The sequence below is a fragment of the Streptomyces vinaceus genome (assembly GCF_008704935.1).
Classification (GTDB): domain Bacteria; phylum Actinomycetota; class Actinomycetes; order Streptomycetales; family Streptomycetaceae; genus Streptomyces; species Streptomyces vinaceus.
The window spans coordinates 3,873,736-3,890,426 of record NZ_CP023692.1 but is presented as its reverse complement, the minus strand read 5'-3'; the positions used below and the strand labels follow the sequence as shown (position 1 = coordinate 3,890,426).

Genomic DNA, 16,691 nt, shown 5'->3' with positions numbered 1-16,691 from the left:
CCGGGAGCCCAAAGGGATCCAAGTTTTGACCTTGGACGCCCGTCGGCGCCGGCCCGGACCCGCTGCTCAGAACAGCCCGTCCTGCCCGCCGGGAGCGGCGAGCGGCGGCAGTTCGGCGACCGGCACGGCGGTCGTGGCGTCGGCGTCGGGGGCGACCAGCTCCCAGCCCGCGAGCAGCCGGCTGTCCACCACGAGGCCGTCGGCGAGATGCAGATCGGGACCGGCCGCGCCGGCGAGCCGGCCCACGACGGCCCCGCCGGGGACCATCGCGGTGAGCACCCGCGCGGGGGCGGGCAGCCCGTCCAGCCCGAACGGCCCGGCATGATCGGCGATTTCGCACTCCAGCCGCTCCAGCGACTCCGGCCACCCCGGCAGGGCCGCGGCCCGGGCGTGCAGCTCCCCGACCTCCCGGGCCCGGTCGGCGGCCGCCGGCAGGTGGCCCCGTACGGCGCGCTTGCGGGCGTACGCGATCCGGTCCGGCACACCGAGCGCGGCCCGCAGCAGCTCCTCGGTGCGGCGGGTGGCCATCAGCGGCCCCCGCCCGAGCCAGGTCCAGGTCACCGCTCCCTGCTCCAGCAGCCGGGCCGGGCCGCGCTCCTCGGCGGTGATGCCGACCTTGACCATCTCGGGCCCGAACCAGGCCAGGTAGACGCGATAGGTGCGCGGATCGGCGGCGTTGGTGTCGGCGGCCACCGAGAACGACCGGTCCAGGCGGGCGCATTCGGGGCACTGGGCGTTCCCGGCCCGGCCGGGAACGGTGGCGGCCGTGGGGCACGGGGTCCGCTTCCCGGCCCGCCGCACACCGAGGCAGTGGCGCTCCCCGAGGGCCGCGAAGGCCAGCCGCTGCCCGTACACGAGCGGGCTGCTGCGCTCACCGCGACCCTCGGCGCACCACCCGATGGCGGGGAGGCCGTCGTTCCACCGGATGCCGGTGCACCGCCAGGTCACAGCGGGAGCGGGCGCTCGAAGAAGGTGTCCAGCACGACGGTGGCGTGCGTACCGCTGACGCCCTCGACGGCGTAGAGGCGCCGCAGGACGTCCTGGAGCTGTGCGGTCGTGGCCGTGCGCACCTTCACCAGGACCGAGGCGCTGCCCGCGATGACGTGCGCCTCCTGGATCTCGGCGATCGCCTCGAAGGCCTCCTTCGAGTCCCCCATCCAGGCGTTGGAGTCGACCATCACATACGCGAGCACCCCGCTCCCGACGGCCGCGGGGTCCACCTCGACCGTCGTGCGCCGGATGACCCCGCGCTCGCGCAGCTTGCGCACCCGCTCGTGGGTGGCTCCGGCGGAGAGCCCCACGGCAGCGCCGAGGGCGGCGTACGACTGGCCCGCGTCCTGCTGCAGGCGCCGGACGAGCGCCCGGTCGATGTCGTCCACGCGATCTCCCTCCACTTCCCCTGAAATCCTGGCGTCGACAGTACAGGATCTTGCGATCCCACCAGAATGCCGAACCACATTCAAAGGAATCCCGGGTCAGGCGGAAGAGCTACCCACTACCGGGCGACGAACTGCGTGAGGATGGCCTGCACCTCATAAATGTCCACACCCTTGGTGAACGTCTTCTCGATCGGCGCCGCACTGCCGGAGAGCCAGATCTTCAGCTCGGCGTCGAGATCGAAATGCCCGGCGGTCTCCACGGAGAAGTGCGTGATGCTCCGGTACGGGACGGAGTGGTACTCCACCTTCTTCCCCGTGAGCCCCTGCTTGTCGATGAGCACGAGCCGCCGGTCGGTGAACAGGATCGTGTCACGTATCAGCAGGTACGCGGCGTGCACCTGCTCCCCCTGCCCGAGCAGCCGCGCGTAGTCCCGCTGCGCCGACACCGGATCGACGGTGTGCGCGTTCCCGAAGAGCCCCATGACAGTCCCCCTCCCGCGGCCCGACCGTTCCGGACCGTCTCCGAGGACCGTATCCACCCCCGGGCCGCCGATCATCCCCCGCAGGACCGACCCCCACCCCGGACAACCCCGAGACCCCCCTCCCCACCAAGAAGGACCCGGACAACGCAAGAGGCCCCCCGGCGAACCGGGAGGCCTCTCAGGCTGTGCACTCGGCAGGATTCGAACCTGCAACCTTCTGATCCGTAGTCAGATGCTCTATCCGTTAAGCTACGAGTGCTTGGGCTTTTCGGGGTTTTGCGCCCCGTTGGCCTTGCGAGAACAACAATACATGGACCTCGCCGGGACGCGAAATCCATTAGCCAAACCGACTCTGACCTGCGGAAACGTCTCGAACGAAGATCATCCGAACGGGTTCGCGCCGCTGTCGGGGCGGGGTTGGGGCGGCGGTCGGCCTGGCCGGAACGCGTCAACGCAAGACCCCGGAACGCACCGAAGCCCCGGTCCGTCAGGACCGGGGCTTCGGCAGGTGCGGAGGCGGAGGGATTTGAACCCTCGATGGGCTTTAAGACCCAAACCGCATTAGCAGTGCGGCGCCATAGACCGGACTAGGCGACGCCTCCAGCACACCCCCGCGTACGAGGGTGCGTGCAGATGATGACACAGCCACCGGGCCGCTCACCAATCCGCTCCCACGGTACAAGGACAGCCGCCGCCAGAGCAAAGCCTTAAGGGGCCCGGTACGCCCGGCACGCCCACCCCTCCCGCACGTCCGCTCTCCCGTCCGTACGCAACGTCGGCGAGCGCACGTCGTTGGTCAGGCGTACGACGTACGGACGACCTGGAGTGCCTCATGCTGCGTCTCGCCGCCTTCGCCGTCACCTCCGCCCTGGCCGCCTCGGCGGTCACGGCCGCCGGACCGCTGCCCCCGCTGCCGCCGCTGGGCCGGCTGCTCGCCGCGCCCGACCGCCTCACCATCACCGTGTCCTCCACCGGCAACCCGCGGGCGAACGGCGAGTACCTGCTGGAGTGCAACCCCGTCGGCGGGAACCACCCCGAGGCCGAGCGGGCCTGCGACCGCCTCGACGTCCTCGCGAAGCAGGACAAGGACCCCTTCGCCCCGGCCTCCAAGCGGCAGATCTGCACCATGCAGGACGGCGGTCCGGCCACCGCTCAGATCACCGGAACGTGGCAAGGCCACAGGGTGGACGCGACGTTCCGGCGGACCAACGGATGCGAGATCGCCCGCTGGAACAACCTGGAACCTGTGCTTCCGGGTGGGCGCTCCTGACCTGGGAGGATGCGAAGGATGCACGGTTTCCGCAGAACATCCGCCACCTCAGGCCGGGGCAGTGCCCTTAGACTCCTCCCGTGACATGCCGGTAGTTGTGGTCAGGGAGGAAGCTCGTCGTGAGCAGCAGGCCATCCCGAGGCGCTGCTCGCCTCGCAGCAATACTCGACGCTCTTCCGGACGCGCTGTTGCTCGTCAACGCCAACGGCACGGTCGTCAACGCGAATTCGATCGCCCTCGAAGTCATGGAGAGCCCCGGCACCGGCCTCGTCGGTCGCGGGGTGCTGGACCTCCTCCCCGAGTTCGACTCCAAGCTGATCCCCGGCTCCATGCGCCGGCCCGGCGAGGACGAGGGCGGACGGGCCAAACCCAAGCGGATGGTCGCGCGCCGCACCGACGGCACCGAGTTCCCCGTCGAGGTCACCGCCGCCCACCTCGACGGCCGCGACGCCTATCGTGAGCCGCAGCCCGCGTACACGGGTGACGAGCTGCTGATGCTGGTCGTACGCGACCTCTCCGAGACCGTGGACACCGAGGCCGAGCTGGCTCGCTCGCAGCGGCAGACCGAGATGATCCTGCGCGCCGCCGCCGAGGGCGTCGTCGGCACGGACACCGAGGGACGGGTCGTCCTCGTCAACCCGGCCGCGGCACAGATCCTCGGGTACCGCGCCACCGACCTCGGCAACCGCGAGCTGCACGGCCTGATCCAGCACTCGCGCGCCGACGGCTCGCCGTTCCCCTTCGAGGAGTCCCCGCTCGCCGACACCCTGCGCAGCGGCCGCAAGCACCGGGTCCGCGGCCAGGTGCTGTGGAACAAGGCCGGACAGCCGGTCTCCGTCGACCTGACCACCTCTCCCGTACGGGACGGGGAACTGCTCGTCGGCGCCGTCATGACCTTCACCGACCGGCGGCCCTACGACGCCCTGGCCGCTCGCCACGCCCAGCTGCTGGCCGTCCTGGGCGACTCCCTGCGCGGGCCTCTGGAGGAGCTGCGCGGGGAGCTGGCCACGCTGGCAGCCGATGACGCGGGACAGCTGTGGCCCGAGGCCAACCAGCTGCTGCACCACCTGGCCGCCGGATACTCCCGGATGACCGCGCTGGTCGACAACGTGCTCGGCTTCCAGCGGCTCGACGCGGGCGCCGAGAAGCTCAAGAAGAAGAAGGTCCTGATCGACGGGGTCGTCGCGGCCGGCATCGACGGCGCCGTCGAGCTGATCGGCCCGGGCCGCGTGCAGTTCGCCGTCCACGCGCCGACCATCGAGGCCGAGGTGGACGCCGAGCGGATCGCCGGAGCCCTCGCGCACCTGGTCGCGGACGTCGCCGGGGTGGACGCCACGGGCAAGACCCGCCAGGGCAGCGGGTACAGCGATTCGACGATCGTCGTGGCCGCCGCGCAGCGGGGCGAGGTCGTACGGATCGAGGTGCGCGGGCCGTACGAGGGCGGCAGCCCGGTGCACGAGCCGATCGTGCGGGGTGTCGTGTCCGCGCACGGTGGCGTGCTGCAGACGGTGGAGGTGCCGGGCGCGCCTGGCGGTGCGTACGTACTGGAACTGCCGCTCGGCGCCGGAGCCGGAACGGTGACGCTGCCGGAGCCGGAGCCCGCGAAGGAGCCGGCGGCCGCCGAGGGCGCGGGCAAGGGCCCCGCCGGCCGGCGCGCCCGGCGCGGGGTGGACGCGTTCCTGGAGGACGCGGCCGAGGAGGCGAAGGCGAACGGCGCCGCCGGGGGCGGGGGCGCGCTGGCGCTCCCTTCCGGGCGGCGGCGGGCGGGCGAGGCCGGCGCCGTCGACGCCGCGAGCCCCGAGCTCGCGCAGTCCCCGGTGAACCCGGCGGGCCTGGGCACCGGGCGCCGGCGCGGCCGGGACGGCGACGGCAGCGGCGAGGGCGGCCCCGGCCGTCCCGTGCCCCCGCAGGGCACCGCGATGCCCGCGCTTCCGCCGGTGCCGCAGGGACCGCCGGCCGGTCCGGGTCCCGCTGTGCCCCCGGTGCAGCAGGGCTCGGCGGTGCCGCCCGTACCTCCGGTGCCCGCCGTGCCGCCGGTTCCGGTGACCGAGCATCCCGCCGGGCGGCGGCGCGCGCTGGGTGCGGCCTCCGCGCCGCAGCCCGGCGGGCCCGTGCCCGCGACGGGTCTGGGCCCGGCTCCGGCCGCCGCCTCTCCGCAGGCTTCGGTACGGCCCATCGCTCCCGAGGGCGGCTTCGCGCTGCCCGCCGGCCCGACCCCGGCGGCGGCTCCCGCGCCGGCCCCGGCACAGAGCCCCGCGCAGAGCCCCGCCATGGCCGGTCCGGTCCCCGCGCCCGGTGGGGCCGGGGGCGAGACCCCGGCCGGGCGGCGCGGGCGCCGGGTCCTGGGTGCGCCCGCCGCCGAGCCCGCGGCACCCGCCGCGCAGCCGGCCCCGGCCGCGGAGGAACCCGTACCGCCGACCGGTCGGCGGCGCGCGCTGCCCGCCACGCCGGCCTGGCCGGTCCCGGCTGCCCGGACCGCGCCCGAGGACGAGGAGGCCGCAGGGCCCGTGGCCGTGCCCGGCGCCCGGCAGCCGCAGGACGCCCCGGAGGCCGCGCAGCCGATCAGCGTGCGCGCCCTCGGCACTCTCGGCCAGGGCATCTCGGTCGACTCCGGATCCACCAACGGCGCGGGCGTCACGGGCGGCTCCGGCCGCCGTCGCCGGCTCGCCGAGCCCGCGCCCCAGGGCCGGGCGTTCGCCATAGGGGCCCCCGAGGCGGGCGCCGACGAGGGGCCCGAGCCGCTGGACGGTCCCGGGGGCGCCGTCGAGGTCGTCAACCGGCCCGTCCCGGCGCCCGTGGACGACGAGCTGCCCCCCGAGCCCCTGGACAACCCGCGCCGCCTGCTCGTGTGGCCGGCGCCCGATGTGCAGACCCAGCAGGCGCTCAGCGACCGCGGCTACCGCCCGGTGATCGTGCACTCCCGCGAGGAGGTGGACGCGCAGATCGCCGCGTTCCCCGCCGCGCTGTTCGTGGACCCGCTGACCGGGCCGATCACCCGGACCGCGCTGCAGTCCCTGCGCCAGGCCGCGGTGGCCGCCGAGGTCCCCGTACTGGTCACGGCCGGCCTGGGACACGCCACGCGCGAGGCGGCGTACGGGGCCGACCCGGCCGTCCTGCTCAAGGCGCTCGCGCCGCGCGACAGTGAGCAGCACCCTTCCCGGGTGCTGCTGATCGAGGAGCAGGACGCGATCGCGACGGCGCTGACGGCCGCCCTGGAACGGCGCGGCCTCCAGGTCGCACGAGCGGGCGCGGACACCGATGCGGTGGAGCTGGCGACGCGGATACGGCCCAACCTGGTGGTCATGGACCTCATGCAGGTCCGGCGCCGGCGGGCCGGGATCGTGGACTGGCTTCGTGCCAACGGGCAGCTGAACCGGACCCCGCTGGTCGTCTACACGGCCACGGGGATCGACCCGGCCGAACTGCCGCGGCTGGCCTCCGGGGAGAGCGTCCTCTTCCTCGCCGAGCGGTCCACCACGGCGGACGTCCAGGGCCGCATCGTGGACCTGCTGGCCAAGATCGGAACGAACTAGTCATCCTGGCCCGATGTCCATCATCGACACGAGCGAGCAGACCGTCCCCGCCGACAGCGGGGAGGTGAACCTGCTGATCGCCCGACAGGTGGAGGCGGGCCACGAGGAGGCGTTCGAGGCCTGGGCCCACGGCATCCTGGAGACGGCCGCGACCTTCCCCGGGCACCTGGGGTACGGGCTCTTCCGTCCGGCCACGGACGGCGGGCCGTGGTTCCTGGTCCACCGCTTCCGCGACCACGAGGCCTTCCAGCGCTGGCAGGACTCCGCCGAGCGGGCCCAGTGGTTCTCCAACTGCCTGGGCCACCACCACACCGAGATAGCCCGGCGCGAACTGCACGGCATGGAGACCTGGTTCGCGAAGCCGGGCACGACCCGGCCCGCGCCGCCGCGCTGGAAGATGGCGATCAGCTCGGGGCTGGCCATCTTCCCGATCTCGCTCGTCGGCAACGCGGTGCTCGGGCCGTACCTGGTGAACCTGCACTTCGTGGTGCGGACGGCCGCCTTCGCCGTCGTCTTCAGCACGCTGATGACCTACCTGGCGATGCCGGCCGTCAGCCGGCTGCTGCGGCCCTGGCTGACCAAGGGCGGCCAGGGCTGAGCATCGGGCGGCGCGCGTTCGTGCCTCAGTCCAGCTTGGTGACTTCCAGCTCGCCGTCCGCGTACTGCCGCCGTATGACCTTCTTGTCGAACTTACCGACGCTGGTCTTCGGGACGGCTTCGACGGTCGTCCAGCGCTCGGGGAGCTGCCACTTGGCGATGGACTGACCGAGGAAGACGCGCAGCCCTGCGTAGTCCACGGTCGCGCCCTCCTTGAGGACGACGGTGGCCAGCGGTCGCTCACCCCACTTGTCGTCCGGGACGGCGACGACCGCCGCCTCGGCGACCTCGGGGTGCGCCATCAGCGCGTTCTCCAGCTCCACGCTGGAGATCCACTCGCCTCCGGACTTGATGACGTCCTTGGCGCGGTCGGTCAGCGTGAGGAACCCGTCGGGGCTGATCACACCGACGTCACCGGTCTTGAGCCAGCCGTCCGCACTGAACTTGTCCTCGGGGCGCAGCGGTTCACCAGCGGCTCCGCCGTAGTACGCGCCCGCGATCCAGGTACCGCGTACTTCGAGCTCGCCCGCCGACTCTCCGTCCCAGGGCAGGATGTCGCCCCCGGGGCCCACCAGGCGCGGCTCGACGCCCGCCGGGAAGCGGCCCTGGGTGATCCGGTAGGGCCACTCCTCCTCGGCGCTCAGGCCGGCCGGCGGGTGCGCCATGGTGCCCAGCGGGGAGGTCTCGGTCATGCCCCAGGCGTGGCAGAGGCGGACGCCGAGCTTGTCGTAGGCCTCCATCAGGGAGGGCGGACAGGCCGCGCCGCCGATGGTGACCTGCTTCATCGAGGTCAGGTCGCGCGGGTTGGCGGTGACCTCGGCGAGCAGCCCCTGCCAGATGGTGGGGACGGCCGCGGCGTGGGTGGGCTTCTCCCGCTCGATCATCTCGGCGAGCGGGGCGGGCTGGAGGAACCGGTCGGGCATCAGCAGGTTGATGCCGGTCATGAACACCGCGTGCGGCAGGCCCCAGGCGTTGACGTGGAACTGCGGGACCACGACGAGGCTGGTGTCGCGGTCGGTCAGGCCCATCGACTCGGCCATGTTGACCTGCATGGAGTGCAGGTAGATGGAGCGGTGCGAGTAGACGACGCCCTTGGGGTCGCCGGTGGTGCCAGAGGTGTAGCACATGGCGGCGGCCTGGCGCTCGTCCAGCTCGGGCCAGTCGTACGAGGTCGCGCGGTCCGCGATCAGCTCCTCGTAGTCGTGGACGCGCACGCCGCGCTCCTGCGCGAGGGCTTCGAGGCCGGAGCGGTCGCCGATGCCGGTGACGACCACGTGCTCGACGGTCGGCAGGTGCGGCAGCAGCGGGACCAGCAGCGGCAGCAGGGTCCCGTTCACCAGCACGACCCGGTCGACCGCGTGGTTGACGATGAAGACCAGCTGCTCGGGAGGCAGGCGCAGGTTGAGGGTGTGGAGTACGGCGCCCATGGAGGGGATCGCGAAGTACGCCTCGACGTGCTCGGCGTTGTTCCACATCAGGGTCGCCACCCGGTCGTCCTGCTGGACGCCCAGTTCGTCGCGCAGGGCGTTGGCGAGGCGGGTGGCGCGGGTACCGATCTCGGCGAAGCTGCGGCGGTGCGGCTCTGCCTCCCCGGTCCAGGTCGTGACCTGGGATTTACCGTGGATCGTCATCCCGTGCTGGAGTATGCGGGTGACGAGGAGCGGTACGTCCTGCATGGTGCTCAGCAAAGCGTCCTCCCGGTGAGCGCTGCGGCGCTGCGGCGGCTACGGATGCAGCCGATTCTGCGCACGTACCGGTCGGCATGTCACTACCCGGAAGTACAAACACGGCAACCAATCGCCGACGTTTCACGTGAAACACCGATGTTTCACGTGAAACACGGGCCCGGGCCGGGTCAGCGGACCGGCGTGAGCTCCGGGTCCTCGCGGAGCTTGACCAGGGCGCGGGAGACGGCGCTCTTGACCGTGCCGATCGAGACCCCGAGCAGCTCGGCGGTCTGCGCCTCGCTCAGGTCCTCGTAGTAGCGCAGGACGACCATGGCCCGCTGCCGGTCGGGAAGCCGGGTCACCGCCCGCCACATCGCGTCGCGCAGCGCCTGCGCCTCGGCGGGGTCGTACCCGGGTGTCCCCTCGGGCTCCGGGAGCTCCTCGCAGGCGAACTCGTCGACCTTGCGCTTGCGCCACTGGGAGGTACGGGTGTTGACCAGGGCGCGGCGGACGTAGCCGTCAAGGGCGCGGTGGTCCTCGATGCGGTCCCAGGCGACGTACGTCTTGGTGAGGGCCGTCTGGAGCAGGTCCTCGGCATCGCACGGGTTGGCGGTGAGCGAGCGTGCGGTGCGCATCAGGACCGAGCCGCGGGTCCGGACGTACGCCGAGAACGACGGGTACGGCGTCGGGTTCGAGGCGAGCGTGCACACAGGCGTGGTCATGGCTCCACGCTAGAAGCGCGGTCCGGACCTGGGATCGGCCGCAGGTGCCGAAGGTGGATCCATCTCAGGTTGTAGGGGTGGGGCCTGCCCTACCTCCTGAAGGTGGAGGAGGCGGGCGGGCCCGGGGCGAGCCGGGGGACGGGCCGAAGGCCGGTCCGCGGCTGCGGACTCAGCCGTCGGCGCCGAGGATCAGGCCGGACGTCGGCACCCCGGTACCGGCCGTGACCAGGGCGCGGGCGGCTCCCGCCACCTGGTTCACGGAGGTGCCGCGCAGTTGGCGGACGGCCTCGGCGATGCCGTTCATGCCGTGCAGGTAGGCCTCCCCGAGCTGGCCGCCGTGGGTGTTGAGCGGGAGCGCGTCCGCGGCCACGAAGTCGGCGGCCTCGCCGGGCTTGCAGAAGCCGAACTCCTCCAGCTGCATCAGGACGAACGGGGTGAAGTGGTCGTAGAGGATGCCCACGTCGATGTCCGCGGGCCGCAGTCCGCTGGTCCGCCACAGCTGGCGGGCGACCACGTCCATCTCCGGCAGGCCGGTGAGGTCGTCGCGGTAGAAGGAGGTCATGGCCTCCTGGCGGCGGCCGGCGCCCTGCGCGGCCGCGGTGATCACGGCGGGCGCGTGGCGCAGGTCCCGGGCCCGCTCGGTGCTGGTGACGATCAGCGCCTGGCCGCCGTCCGTCTCCTGGCAGCAGTCCAGCAGCCGCAGCGGTTCGACGATCCAGCGCGAGGCGGCGTGGTCGGCGAGGGTGATGGGCTTGCCGTGGAAGTACGCGGCGGGGTTGTTGGCGGCGTGCCGCCGGTCGGTGACCGCGACATGGCCGAAGGCCTCGGGGGTCAGGTTGTAGGTGTGCAGGTAGCGCTGAGCGGTCATGGCCACCCAGGAGGCCGGGGTGAGCAGTCCCCAGGGCAGCGACCAGCCGAGCGCCGCGCCCTCCGCCGAGGGCTCGCGCTGCTGCACGCCGGAGCCGAAACGGCGGCCGGAGCGCTCGTTGAAGGCGCGGTAGCAGACCACGACCTCCGCGACCCCGGTGGCGACGGCGAGGGCGGCCTGCTGGACGGTGGCGCAGGCCGCGCCCCCGCCGTAGTGGATCCGGGAGAAGAAGGAGAGGTCCCCGATCCCGGCCGCCTGGGCCACGGTGATCTCGGGGCTGGTGTCCATGGTGAAGGTGACCAGGCCGTCGACGTCCGCGGGGGTCAGCCCGGCGTCGTCGAGGGCGGCGTGCACGGCTTCGACGGCGAGCCGCAGCTCGCTGCGGCCGGAGTCCTTGGAGAACTCGGTCGCGCCGATGCCGGCGATGGCGGCGCGCCCGCCGAGCGTGTCGCGGTGCCGGACGCTCATGCCGCCACCTCCGGCGTGACGGTGACGACGACCGTGCCGGTGACGTGGTGCCCCAGGGAATTGGCGCCGAGGACCTGGATCTCCGCCCGGTCCCCGTCGACGGCGGCCACGGTGCCGGTCAGGACCATCGTGTCGCCGGGGTAGTTGGGGGCGCCGAGCCGGATGGCCACCTTGCGCAGCACCGCGCCCGGTCCGAGACGGTCGGTGATGTACCGGCCGACCAGGCCGTTGGTGGTCAGGATGTTCATGAAGATGTCCGGGGAGCCCTTCTCGCGCGCGAGCGAGGCGTCGTGGTGGACGTCCTGGTAGTCGCGGGAGGCGATCGCGCCCGCGACGATCAGCGTGCGCGTCACCGGTATCTCCAGCGGCGCCAGTGTGTCGCCGACGTTCATGCGTCGTCCCCCTCGGGTGCGGCGTGGTCGGACAGGAGCGCGCCCAGCTCGGCCAGCAGCTCGCTGCCGCAGCCGAGGTAGGCGTCCAGCTGGCGCCCCCAGAGGAAGTGCCGGTGGACGGGATGGTCCAGGTCGGCGCCCATTCCGCCGTGCAGGTGCTGGCCCGCGTGCACGACGCGTTTGCCCGCCTCTGAGGCCCACCACGACGCGGTGAGAGCGTGCTCGCGCGCCGGAAGTCCCTCGTCGATCCGCCAGGCCGCCTCGTACGCGGTGACCCGGATCGCCTCGGTGTCCATGTACGCGTCGGCGGCGCGCAGCATGACTCCCTGGTTGGTGGAGAGCGGCCGGCCGAACTGCTCGCGGGTGGAGGTGTACTCGACCGCGCGGGCCAGGGATCCCGCGCACACTCCGGCTTGGAGGCCCGCGAAGGCGGTGCGGGCGGTGGACAGGACCTCTTCGTAGGCCCGGCCCTCCCCGAGCCGTTCGGCCTCGGCCCCGGTCAGGGTGAGGCACCCCGCCGACCAGGGGGCCGTGGTCTCCACTTCGGCCGTTGCGACCCCGGGCGCCTCCGTCCGTACGAGCCACAGGGCCCGGTCGGCGTCCGGGACCAGCACGTGCGTGGCGTCGCGCAGCCAGGGCACCACGGGGGCGGTCCCGGTCAGCCGGCCGTCGGGCGAGGCGGTGATGCGGCCGCGGGCCGGGAAGGCGCCGGTGGCGACCGCCTCGCCCGAGCCCAGGGCGGGCAGCAGCCGGGCGCGCTGCTCGGCGCTGCCGTGCGCGGCGACGGGCAGGATCCCGTACGCGCAGGTGGCGGCGTACGGGACCTGCGCGGTGGTGCGGCCCTGCTCTTCGAGCAGCAGCACCAGCCCGAGCAGCCCGACGTCCTCCACGGCCGCGGTCAGTCCGGCGGTGGTCAGGGCCTTCCACAGTTCGGCGTCGCTGCCGGTGCCCGCCGCGGCGAGACGTTCGTGGGTGGCGAGGTCGCGGAAGATCCGGGCGGCGAGATCGGCCGCGGCGGCCTGCTCCTCGGTGGGGTGGAAGTCCATCAGCCCTCGCTCCCCCGGAAGACCGGCAGTTCCAGGTCCTCGTCGGCCTTCAGGAACTCCAGCCGCACGGGCATTCCGATGCGGACCTTGTCGTACGGGACTCCGGTGATGTTGCTGACCATCCGGACGCCCTCGGCGAGTTCGACGAGCGCGACCGCGTAGGGCGGGTCGAAAGCGGGGAACGGCGGGTGGTGCATGACGACGTAGCTGAACACCGTGCCCGCGCCGGATGCCTCGACGGTGTCCCAGTCCAGGCTCGCGCAGGCGTTGCAGCCGGGCAGCCAGGGGAAGCGGAGGGTCCCGCAGGCGGCGCACCGCTGGATCAGCAGTCTGTGCTCCGCGACCCCGTCCCAGAACCCCTGGTTGTCCCGGTTGACCACCGGTCGGGGACGCCGGGCGGCGGGCTTCTGCTCGCGGGGAGCGGCGGGCTTCTGCTCGCGGGGAGCGGCGGGCTTCTGCTCGCGGGGAGCGGCGGGTGCGTACTTCAGGATCCGGAAGCGATGGGTCCCTGCGAGCTCGCCGTCCGCGCGGATGTCCATGCGGGTGGTCACGAAGTGGCCGGTGCCCAGCTTGGTCGTCTTGCGCGGGGACACGGACTCGATGACGGCGTCGTAGGTGACCGTGTCACCGGGGCGCAGGGGCCGCAGGTACTCCTGCTCGCAGTCGGTGGCCACGACGGAGGTGCAACCCGCGCGGTCGAGGAGCGCGAGGAGCTCGTCGTAGGCGGAGGAACGGTCGCCGTGGCCGGACAGGCCGCCCATCGTCCAGGCCTGGAGCATGGTGGGCGGGGCGATGGCGTCCGGGCCGGAGTAGGCGGGGTTGGCATCGCCCATCGCCTCGCACCAGTGGCGGATCATCGGCCGGTTGACGGGGTCCTTGCCCTGGCCCACGGTGGCGGCGGCCCGCCCTTCGAAGGCCGCCAGCAGGGCGTGGAACCGGGCGGCCTCCTCGGCGCCCTCACCCGCTCCCGAGCCCGCGTCCGCACCCGCCGGCTGGTCCACCGTGGCGCTCATCGCTTCCTTCCCTTCATACCGAGCCGCATCATGGCGACGATCTCCCGCTGGACCTCGCTGACCCCGCCGCCGAAGGTGTTGATCTGCGCGGCCCGGTTCATCCGCTCCAGTTCACCGCCGGCGAAGGCGGCGGGCCCCCGTACGAGCGCCTCCTCGCCCACCACCTCCTGGCACATCCGGTACACCTCGACCGTCGACTCGGTGCCCAGGAACTTCACGCCGCTGGCGTCGCCCGGGGCCAGGGTGCCGCCGCCCACGTCCTGGACGAGGCGCCAGTTGAGGAGACGTACGGCGGCCAGCCGGGCGTGCGCCTCGGCGAGCCGGGACTGCACCCAGGGCCGGTCGGCGGGGCGTTCACCGGTGACCGGATCGGGGGTGCGGGCGTGGCGCAGCGCGCTCGCGTAGAAGTCCTCGGCCTGCATGCCGATGGCGGCGAGGGCCACGCGCTCGTGGTTGAGCTGGTTGGTGATCAGACCCCAGCCGCCGTGCTCGGGTCCGACGAGGTTGCCGGCGGGCACGCGGAGCCCGTCGTAGTACGTCGACGTGGTCGTGAGACCGCCGACCGTGTCGATCGGCGTCCAGGCGAAGCCGGGGGCGTCGGTGGGAACCAGGATGATCGAGATGCCCTTGTGCTTGGGGGCTTCGGGATCCGTGCGACAGGCCAGCCAGATCCAGTCGGCGTTCTGGGCGTTGGACGTGAAGATCTTCTGCCCGTCGACGACCCAGTCGGTTCCGTCGCGTACGGCGCGGGTGCGCAGCGAGGCGAGGTCGGTGCCGGCCTCGGGCTCCGAGTAGCCGATGGCGAAGACGAGTTCGCCGCTGAGGATTCGGGGGAGGAAATAGTCCTTCTGCTCCGGCGTCCCGTACTTCATCAGGGTCGGGCCGACGGTGTTCAGGGTGACCATGGAGACGGGGGCTCCGGCCCGGTAGGCCTCGTCGAAGAACACGAACTGCTCGTCGGGGCCCCGCCCTTGGCCGCCGTACTCGACGGGCCAGCCGAGGCCGAGCAGTCCGTCGGCGCCGATGCGGCGCAGCAGTGCGCGCTGTGCGGCGGGGTCCTCGGGGGGCCCGTCCGGCAGCAGATCGTTGAAGTACTGCCGCAGTTCGGCGCGGAGCCGCAACTGGCCTTCTGTCGGGGCGAGGTGCACGGCGCTGGCCTCCCGGCATCACATCTTCGAGGGAACCTGACTGTCCGTCAGATTCCCTGTGGATGTCAAGGTCGGGACCGTCCGGGAAGGACTGGGCCCTGCTGCCGGACGGGCGAAGGCGTGAACGCGCGAGGGCGCCTGCCCCACCGGACCCCAGCCGGTCCGGTGGCGCAGGCGCCCTCAAAACTCAGAGGACTCGGGGAGCGCCTACCACCACGGGTGGAAGTTGACCGCGACGTTGCCCTGCTGGATCGCCGAGAAGGCGGAGCCGTTGACCTGCGCGGTGTTGTTCTGGTTGGACGCACCGGAGCCGGTGGCCACCTGCTGCGAGGTGGACGAGTTGCCGCTGTTGTTCCCGCCGACACCACTGCCGATGATGCTGGCGACGCTCGCATTCGATCCGTCGTTCGCGAAAGAGCCGTTGTCGGCAGTGGCCACACCGCCGAAGAGGGCGACGGCGAGGGGGAGGGCGGCGACGGCGGCGATGACGCGGGCGGTACGGATGCTTGCCATGTGTGGATCCTCCAGAAAAGCGAAGTGGGGGTTGCTCCAAGGCAGTTGGCCGACCGCCTCGGTGGTTGCGTGGTGACGACGTCGCGAGACCAGAGTTGCCCACCGAATCCCCGGCGAACCAGCCCGGAGCCCACGATTCCCCCGCAAGCATGAGCAACACCGGATAAACCTCATTCGCACCCCAACGCCCCAGGTCAGCGCGGCGGAATTCCGCTGAAACCAGCGTCGATGCAGGGATGAAACGTTTCCTCAAACTCATGTGCGCCGAACATGCCGAAGAGGGCCGCTCCGTCCGGGAACCCCACCGTCTCCCGGGCCTGCGGCCCTGCAATGCCAGGCTTCACGCCCCCTGCACGCCCCCGGCGCCCGCCGGGGCCATCCCACCGTGTCCCACTCCGGGGGCACATCACCGGCGCGATCCGCGGCCGCTACCTGCCGACCGGGCTCCAGCGCTTGCTGCTGCCGTTACCTCTCTGGACCGACGACTGCGCGTACCACTGCGCAGCGTGTGATGCCGTACGGGCGCGATGCCGTACGGGCGCTATGCGACCAGGTCGAGCTCGTCGCGGCCGGCTCCGGAACCGGCCACGGCCATCGACGCGGCGGCGGTGGTCGAGCGACGGACGGACGGGGCCTTGCCGTGCGCCTCGGCGCGGATGCGCTGCTTGATGGTCGGCGGGAGGGAACCGCCCCGCATCATCGCCCGCCAGCTCCGCCGGCCCATCGGCCGGGCCGGCCGGCGTACGGCGGCCGCCGCGCGGCGCGAAGGAACAGGAGCGCAGGTGCCGGAGGCGGCGGCCGGCGCGGCCTTGGCACCGAATCCGAGGGAGGCGAGGAGCGCCACGACGACGGCGACGAGTGCGGTCCAGATCGACGTGACGGTGATGCGGTGAGCCATGACGAGGTCCTTCGTTTCGCGATGTTCCGACGGGCGGATCTGCATACATTCGTCATGATGTGTGCGCAACCGCAGCACCCCCACCACCCGCGCCGATCTTCCGACAAACACCACTCGGAAGGGCCAACGCCTACCGTGAAGACCATGGACACCTCTTCCCTCCAGCTCGTGCCCTGGGCAGAAGACGACTTCTGGCTTCTGCTGCGCCAGAACGAGCCCGTCATGACCGAACACCTCGGCGGACCGGAGACCGAGGCCAAGCTCCAGGAGCGCCATCAGCGGTATCTGGCGCTGAGCGCCCGCGAGCCGGCGGCCGGACGGGTGTTCCGGATCGTCGCCGGGAGCGGGAGCGTGGGCACGATCGCCTTCTGGGAGCGCGTGTGGAAGGACGAGGAGGTCTACGAGACCGGCTGGGGCATCCTCCCCGAATTCCAGGGCCGCGGCCTTGCCGCGCAGGCGGCCCGCGCGGTCATCGTCCACGCGTCGGTGCACGGCGCGCGCCGCCACCTGCACGCCTTCCCGTCGCTCGGCCACGCGGCGTCCAACGCCGTCTGCCGCAAAGCGGGCTTCGTACTGCTCGGTGAATCCGAGTTCGAGTACCCGCCGGGCCAGTGGCACACCTGCAACGACTGGCGGGCCGTACTGGCCTAGGTGTGCTGTCCCGGCACGTTGGTGACACGCGTGCTGGGTGCTTG

General features: G+C 72.4%; 16 protein-coding genes and 2 tRNA genes. 4 read left to right on the top strand and 14 right to left on the bottom strand.

Annotated features, from left to right (window positions below; all coding sequences use genetic code 11):
• Positions 1-66: 66 nt before the first annotated feature.
• From CP980_RS17455 to CP980_RS17435, 5 genes are all read right to left on the bottom strand, one after another.
• A complete protein-coding gene (locus CP980_RS17455; RefSeq protein WP_150528565.1) occupies positions 67-948 on the bottom strand; it encodes a DUF2797 domain-containing protein in 882 nt (293 codons plus the stop codon).
• Complete coding sequence (locus CP980_RS17450; RefSeq protein WP_132761393.1) at positions 945-1,379, bottom strand: Lrp/AsnC family transcriptional regulator; 435 nt, start codon at positions 1,377-1,379, stop codon at positions 945-947. Before CP980_RS17450 ends, CP980_RS17455 begins: the two co-directional genes overlap by 4 nt.
• 116 nt (positions 1,380-1,495) lie before the next feature.
• A complete protein-coding gene (locus CP980_RS17445) occupies positions 1,496-1,861 on the bottom strand; it encodes a PH domain-containing protein (protein ID WP_054227156.1) in 366 nt (121 codons plus the stop codon).
• A 186-nt stretch (positions 1,862-2,047) separates the two neighbouring features.
• Positions 2,048-2,120, bottom strand: a tRNA-Arg gene (locus CP980_RS17440).
• A gap of 252 nt (positions 2,121-2,372) precedes the next feature.
• Positions 2,373-2,463 (bottom strand) — tRNA-Ser (locus CP980_RS17435).
• A gap of 230 nt (positions 2,464-2,693) precedes the next feature.
• On the opposite strand from CP980_RS17435, the gene CP980_RS17430 reads away from it, so the two are divergent.
• The 3 genes from CP980_RS17430 to CP980_RS17420 all read left to right on the top strand — a co-directional run bounded on the left by CP980_RS17430 (position 2,694) and on the right by CP980_RS17420 (position 7,262).
• Positions 2,694-3,131, top strand: coding sequence for an SSI family serine proteinase inhibitor (locus CP980_RS17430; RefSeq protein WP_132761391.1), 438 nt, complete (start codon positions 2,694-2,696; stop codon positions 3,129-3,131).
• 119 nt (positions 3,132-3,250) lie between these two features.
• Positions 3,251-6,664, top strand: a complete 3,414-nt coding sequence (locus CP980_RS17425) for a PAS domain-containing protein (protein WP_150528564.1) — start codon at positions 3,251-3,253, stop codon at positions 6,662-6,664.
• Between the two features lie 13 nt (positions 6,665-6,677).
• Positions 6,678-7,262, top strand: a complete 585-nt coding sequence (locus CP980_RS17420) for an antibiotic biosynthesis monooxygenase (protein ID WP_150528563.1) — start codon at positions 6,678-6,680, stop codon at positions 7,260-7,262.
• Between the two features lie 25 nt (positions 7,263-7,287).
• On the opposite strand, the gene CP980_RS17415 is transcribed toward CP980_RS17420, so the two are convergent.
• The 9 genes from CP980_RS17415 to CP980_RS17375 all read right to left on the bottom strand — a co-directional run bounded on the left by CP980_RS17415 (position 7,288) and on the right by CP980_RS17375 (position 15,996).
• Complete coding sequence (locus tag CP980_RS17415; RefSeq protein WP_123513658.1) at positions 7,288-8,949, bottom strand: long-chain fatty acid--CoA ligase; 1,662 nt, start codon at positions 8,947-8,949, stop codon at positions 7,288-7,290.
• A gap of 167 nt (positions 8,950-9,116) precedes the next feature.
• Positions 9,117-9,650 carry a SigE family RNA polymerase sigma factor gene (locus CP980_RS17410; RefSeq protein ID WP_150528562.1) on the bottom strand — a complete coding sequence of 178 codons (534 nt, stop codon included), beginning with the start codon at positions 9,648-9,650 and terminating at the stop codon, positions 9,117-9,119.
• Between the two features lie 169 nt (positions 9,651-9,819).
• Positions 9,820-10,986, bottom strand: a complete 1,167-nt coding sequence (locus CP980_RS17405) for a lipid-transfer protein (RefSeq protein ID WP_150528561.1) — start codon at positions 10,984-10,986, stop codon at positions 9,820-9,822.
• A complete protein-coding gene (locus CP980_RS17400; protein WP_150528560.1) occupies positions 10,983-11,378 on the bottom strand; it encodes a hotdog family protein in 396 nt (131 codons plus the stop codon). The genes CP980_RS17405 and CP980_RS17400 overlap by 4 nt, the downstream gene beginning before the upstream one ends.
• Positions 11,375-12,424, bottom strand: coding sequence for an acyl-CoA dehydrogenase family protein (locus tag CP980_RS17395; RefSeq protein WP_132761386.1), 1,050 nt, complete (start codon positions 12,422-12,424; stop codon positions 11,375-11,377). The genes CP980_RS17400 and CP980_RS17395 overlap by 4 nt, the downstream gene beginning before the upstream one ends.
• Positions 12,424-13,437, bottom strand: coding sequence for a bifunctional MaoC family dehydratase N-terminal/OB-fold nucleic acid binding domain-containing protein (locus CP980_RS17390; RefSeq protein WP_150528559.1), 1,014 nt, complete (start codon positions 13,435-13,437; stop codon positions 12,424-12,426). Before CP980_RS17390 ends, CP980_RS17395 begins: the two co-directional genes overlap by 1 nt.
• Positions 13,434-14,585, bottom strand: a complete 1,152-nt coding sequence (locus CP980_RS17385) for an acyl-CoA dehydrogenase family protein (RefSeq protein ID WP_150528558.1) — start codon at positions 14,583-14,585, stop codon at positions 13,434-13,436. The genes CP980_RS17390 and CP980_RS17385 overlap by 4 nt, the downstream gene beginning before the upstream one ends.
• Positions 14,586-14,792: 207 nt before the next feature.
• Complete coding sequence (locus CP980_RS17380) at positions 14,793-15,098, bottom strand: hypothetical protein (RefSeq protein ID WP_099890770.1); 306 nt, start codon at positions 15,096-15,098, stop codon at positions 14,793-14,795.
• A 541-nt stretch (positions 15,099-15,639) separates the two neighbouring features.
• A complete protein-coding gene (locus tag CP980_RS17375) occupies positions 15,640-15,996 on the bottom strand; it encodes a DUF6344 domain-containing protein (RefSeq protein WP_150528557.1) in 357 nt (118 codons plus the stop codon).
• Positions 15,997-16,140: 144 nt separating this feature from the next.
• Here CP980_RS17375 and CP980_RS17370 point away from each other — a divergent pair, with 144 nt between their 5' ends.
• Entirely contained in the window at positions 16,141-16,647 is a 507-nt protein-coding gene (locus CP980_RS17370) for a GNAT family N-acetyltransferase (protein WP_150528556.1), read from the top strand.
• The last annotated feature ends 44 nt before the right edge of the window (positions 16,648-16,691 follow it).